Source organism: Streptomyces boluensis (assembly GCF_009908195.1).
GTDB lineage: Bacteria > Actinomycetota > Actinomycetes > Streptomycetales > Streptomycetaceae > Streptomyces > Streptomyces boluensis.
In genome coordinates this window covers 1-5,080 of sequence record NZ_JAAAHS010000482.1, presented here as the reverse complement: position 1 = coordinate 5,080, position 5,080 = coordinate 1, and the positions used below count along the sequence as shown (strand labels likewise).

The window sequence follows — 5,080 nt, the reverse complement described above, 5'->3', positions numbered from 1 at the left end:
CTCCCGAACACCCCCGGCCACTCCCGCAAGGGCGACCGCACCCCTCCCGTAAGGAGACACACCGTGGCGAACACCGGCACCCGAGGCCGCGGCACCGGACCCGGCTCACCGGCCCGACACTCCCTGGCCGCGGCGGCCCGCGCGGCGGCCAAGCGGTCCGACGGCGGCCGCGGCGGGTCGCAGGACCCGCTGGCCGGCACACCCGAGGACCTGGTCAACGACCGGACGGGACTCCCCGCCGTGGAGAAGGTGGTGGGCAAGGTCCTGCACGCGCCGGTCCCGGAGGGCGAGGACGCGGCCGACGCCTCGCGCCGTGGCCGCAGACGCGCCCGCCTCGCCGCCGCGTTCGCCGTCCTGACCGTGGTGGGCCTCGTCGCGGTCACGGTCCTCGGCCTCCAGTACCAGGAGGGGCAGCGGGTCCAGGAGGCGCGGGCCGAGGCGCTGCGGGCCGCGCGTGCGGCGGCGCCCGTGGTCCTGTCGTACGACTACCGGCACCTGGAGAAGGACTTCGCCGGGGCGCGGAGCCATCTCACCGGGTCCTTCCGCGCGGAGTACGGCAGAACGACCAGGACCGTGGTGGCGCCGACGGCGAGGAAGTACAAGGGCGTGGTGAAGGCCTCCGTGGTGGCGCCGCCCGACGGTGGCGCCCCGGCGGCCTCGGTGGCGTCCGCGACGGCGGACCGCGCCGTCGTGCTGATCTTCGTCAACCAGGTCACCAAGAGCACACAGGTCTCGGGCTCGCGCATGGACCTGAACCGGGTCCGGATGAGCCTCACGCGGACGCCGGACGGCTGGAAGGTGAGCGCCGTCGACGCGTTGTGACGCGTCGGTACGGGCCCGGTGGCCCGTACCGACCGCCACCAGTGACGATCCGTTCCGAGAGCGCCTCCCCGGCCGGGGAGGCGCCTTTTTGCGGGTGCGCATGCGGGCGGCCTTGACAGCTCTCCCCCACTACAGGCAATCTTTCCATCAAGTAGAAAGTAACTTCCGCAATACGGAAGGAGCGCCGACCCCTCATGGGATTCACGGACCAGCGCTTCAATGTCAATCTGTCGATCCTCTTCACGGAACTCCCGCTCCTGGAGCGCCCCGCGGCCGCTGCCGCGGCGGGCTTCACCGCGGTCGAGCTGTGGTGGCCCTGGGTCGACGCCCCCACCCCTGAGCAGGCCGAGCTCGATGCCCTGAAGAAGGCCATCGAGGACGCGGGCGTACAGCTCACGGGCCTGAACTTCTACGCCGGCCAGCTGCCCGGCCCGGACCGGGGCGCACTGTCGATCCCGGGCGAGGAGTCGGACAAGTTCCGCGCCAACCTCAAGGTGGCGGCGGACTTCGCCGAGTCCCTCGGCTGCAAGGCGCTCAACGCCCTGTACGGCAACCGCGTCGACGGCGTCGACCCGGCCGAGCAGGACAAGCTCGCCCTGGAGAACCTGGCGCTCGCCGCCAAGGAGGCCGACCGCGTCGGCGCGATCCTCCTGATCGAGGCCCTGAACGCGCCCGAGTCGCCCAAGTGCCCGATCGTGAGCGCCCCCAAGGCGATCGAGATCGTGGACGCGGTGAACGCGGCCACCGGCCTCGGCAACGCCAAGTTCCTCATGGACCTGTACCACCTGTCCATGAACGGCGAGGACCTGCCCGAGGTCATCGAGAAGTACACCGCGAAGACCGGCCACGTGCAGATCGCCGACAACCCGGGCCGTGGCGCTCCGGGCACCGGCGACCTGCCCCTGGAGTCCCTCCTCGACCAGCTGAGCAAGGCCGGTTACGAGGGCTTCGTGGGCCTGGAGTACAAGCCCGGCGACAAGCCGAGCGCCGAGGCCTTCGGCTGGCTGCCCGCCGAGGCCCGCGCCGCTCGCTGAACCGCCCGGCCGCGCGCTGCCCTCAAGCGCCGGCCCCGCGCGTCCCGTACGCGCACCTGGTTGCCGCCCGGCTGTGCGGCGGGCGGCAACCCCCTGACGTAGCAAGAGCTTTGACGCTTGACGAGCTTTGAAAGAGGCACCCTCATGAGCAATCTCCCCAAGGTCGCGTGGATCGGCCTCGGCATCATGGGCTCCCCCATGTCCGAGAACCTGATCAAGGCGGGTTACAACGTCACCGGCTTCACCCTTGAGCAGGACAAGCTCGACCGCCTCGCCGCCGCCGGCGGCACCGTGGCGAAGTCCATCGCCGAGGCCGTCAAGGACGCCGACGTGGTCGTCACGATGGTGCCCGCCTCCCCGCAGGTCGAGGCCATCGCGTACGGCCCCGACGGCATCCTGGAGAACGCCAAGTCCGGCGCGCTGATCGTCGACATGTCGTCGATCACCCCGCAGACCTCGGTCGACCTGGCGAAGAACGCCAAGGAGAAGGGCATCCGCGTCATCGACGCGCCCGTCTCCGGCGGCGAGGCCGGCGCCATCGAGGCCGTCCTGTCCATCATGGTCGGTGGCGAGCAGGCCGACTTCGACGAGGCCAAGCCGGTCCTCGAGGCCCTCGGCAAGACCATCGTGCTCTGTGGCCCGCACGGCTCCGGCCAGACGGTGAAGGCCGCCAACCAGCTCATCGTCGCGGTCAACATCCAGGCCTGCGCCGAGGCTGTCGTCTTCCTGGAGAAGTCCGGCGTGGACCTGAAGGCCGCGCTCGACGTCCTCAACGGCGGTCTGGCCGGCTCGACCGTGCTGACCCGCAAGAAGGACAACTTCCTGAACCGCGACTTCAAGCCCGGCTTCCGGATCGACCTGCACCACAAGGACATGGGCATCGTCACCGACGCCGCCCGCAACGTCGGTGCCTCGCTGCCCGTCGGCGGCGTCGTCGCCCAGCTGGTCGCCTCCCTGCGTGCGCAGGGTGACGGCGGTCTCGACCACTCCGCGCTCCTGCGCGCCGTCGAGCGTCTCTCGGGCCAGCAGGTCTGATCCGCGAGCGGCGGGCCGACGGTCCGCCGCTCCCCCAGATGTCCGGGTGGCGCCCGCGCTGACACCTGTCCTGTCGCGCCCAGGCGCGGACGCCGCCCGGATCACTCTTCCTGCGCAGGCCCCGACCGCTCACGGTCGCGGGCCGCGTAGGTCTGCGCGAAATCAGCCGTACGCAATTATTCAACAAAGTGTTGACGTTCCGTTCCGGCCGAACTTACGCTCCATCACACAGCGGAAAAGTCTTTCCGCGGCATCCGCGGATTCCTCCGCCGACCCGTCTTGACCACCTCCCGGTGGGGGGCCCTTGGGGCCACGGTGGGATGCAGAAGCTCCAGCACGGAAGGTCACCATGTCGAAGCGCGTGCTTACGACCGAGTCCGGCGCCCCCGTCGCCGACAACCAGAACTCCGCCACCGCCGGCGTCGGTGGCCCCATCCTCCTGCAGGACCAGCACCTGCTCGAGAAGCTCGCCCGCTTCAACCGGGAGCGCATCCCGGAGCGCGTGGTGCACGCCCGTGGTTCCGGCGCGTACGGCCACTTCGAGGTCACCGACGACGTCACCGGCTTCACCTCGGCCAACTTCCTCTCGGAGGTGGGCAAGAAGACCGAGCTGTTCCTGCGCTTCTCGACCGTGGCCGACAGCCTCGGTGGCGCCGACGCCGTGCGTGACCCGCGCGGTTTCGCGATCAAGTTCTACACCGAAGAGGGCAACTACGACCTCGTCGGCAACAACACCCCGGTGTTCTTCATCAAGGACCCGATCAAGTTCCCCGACTTCATCCACTCCCAGAAGCGTGACCCGTTCACGGGCAAGCAGGAAGCGGACAACGTCTGGGACTTCTGGGCGCACGCCCCCGAGGCAACCCACCAGGTCACCTGGCTCATGGGCGACCGCGGCATCCCCGCCTCGTACCGCCACATGAACGGCTACGGCTCGCACACCTACCAGTGGACGAACGAGCAGGGCGAGGCCTTCTTCGTCAAGTACCACTTCAAGACGAACCAGGGCATCCGCTCGCTCTCCGCCGAGCAGGGCGCCGAGCTCGCCGGCCAGGACGCCAACTCGCACCAGACGGACCTGCTGCAGGCCATCGAGCGCGGCGTGAACCCGTCCTGGACCCTGTACGTCCAGGTGATGCCGGCCGCCGAGGCCGCGGACTACCGCTTCAACCCGTTCGACCTCACCAAGGTGTGGCCGCACAGCGACTACCCGCTGCAGCGCGTCGGCCGTCTGGTCCTGGACCGCAACCCCGACAACGTCTTCGCCGAGGTCGAGCAGGCCGCCTTCTCCCCGAACAACTTCGTTCCGGGTATCGGCCCCTCCCCCGACAAGATGCTGCAGGGCCGCCTGTTCGCCTACGCGGACGCGCACCGCTACCGCCTGGGCGTCAACCACACCCAGCTCGCGGTCAACGCGCCGAAGGCGACCGAGGCGAACAACTACGGCCGTGACGGTCTGATGGCGTCCAACGCCCAGGGCCGCGCCGCCAAGAACTACGAGCCCAACTCGTACGAGGGCCCGGCCGAGACCGGCCAGGCGCTGTCCGCCCCGCTGGCGGTCACCGGCCACACCGGTACGCACGAGGCTCCGGCCCACACCAAGGACGACGACTTCTTCCAGGCCGGTGAGCTGTTCCGGCTGATGTCTCAGGACGAGAAGTCCCGTCTGGTGGCGAACATCGCCGGCGGCCTGTCCCAGGTCACCCGTGACGACGTCATCGAGAAGAACCTCGCGCACTTCCACGCCGCCGACGCCGACTACGGCAAGCGTGTCGAGGAAGCGGTCCGCGCGCTGCGCGAGGACTAGCAGTACCTGACTCACAGGCTCCGTAAGGGATATGACGGGAGGTCAGATCCCTTACGGCAGAGCCCTGGCCATGGACCCGGATGAGGGGTGGTCCTGGCAGGGGCGGCCCGCTCCGGCGGGCGGCTACTGGGCCGCGGCGGTGTGCGAGCCAGTGCGGTGGTAAAGGTTCGAAGGTCCCTTCTCGACCTGAGGGAAGAGACCCGCGTTCCATCGCATCCGCCGCGGTCCCAGCAGGCCCATGAGTCACCTTCGCACTCCGTCCGGCGGCGCGAACGCATGTTTCGCCAGTCTTGCGCCGTCGGGCGGCATCAACAACTCCATAGCCAGAGCGCCGAGTTGCGGACGGTCCCGCGACTCGGCGCTCTTTTGTGTACGCCCGCCC

The 5,080-nt window shown here is 69.6% G+C and carries 4 protein-coding genes; all 4 read left to right on the top strand.

Annotated features, from left to right (window positions below; genetic code table 11):
- The coding region (locus GUY60_RS34200; RefSeq protein WP_312866532.1) for a hypothetical protein at window positions 1-822 on the top strand (822 nt) is incomplete at its 5' end.
- A gap of 194 nt (window positions 823-1,016) precedes the next feature.
- Window positions 1,017-1,856, top strand: coding sequence for a TIM barrel protein (locus GUY60_RS34195; RefSeq protein ID WP_161705030.1), 840 nt, complete (start codon window positions 1,017-1,019; stop codon window positions 1,854-1,856).
- A gap of 144 nt (window positions 1,857-2,000) precedes the next feature.
- Window positions 2,001-2,891: a 2-hydroxy-3-oxopropionate reductase gene (locus GUY60_RS34190; protein WP_161705028.1), complete on the top strand. Its 891-nt coding sequence runs from the start codon at window positions 2,001-2,003 to the stop codon at window positions 2,889-2,891.
- Between the two features lie 349 nt (window positions 2,892-3,240).
- On the top strand, window positions 3,241-4,698 hold the full coding sequence (locus tag GUY60_RS34185; RefSeq protein ID WP_161705026.1) for a catalase: 1,458 nt from the start codon (window positions 3,241-3,243) through the stop codon (window positions 4,696-4,698).
- Window positions 4,699-5,080 lie beyond the last annotated feature (382 nt).

Coding starts and splice junctions, on each gene's coding strand:
- GUY60_RS34190 (WP_161705028.1), top strand. CDS start 2,001: ATGAGCAATCTCCCCAAGGTCGCGTGGATCGGCCTCGGCATCATGGGC.
- GUY60_RS34195 (WP_161705030.1), top strand. CDS start 1,017: ATGGGATTCACGGACCAGCGCTTCAATGTCAATCTGTCGATCCTCTTC.
- GUY60_RS34185 (WP_161705026.1), top strand. CDS start 3,241: ATGTCGAAGCGCGTGCTTACGACCGAGTCCGGCGCCCCCGTCGCCGAC.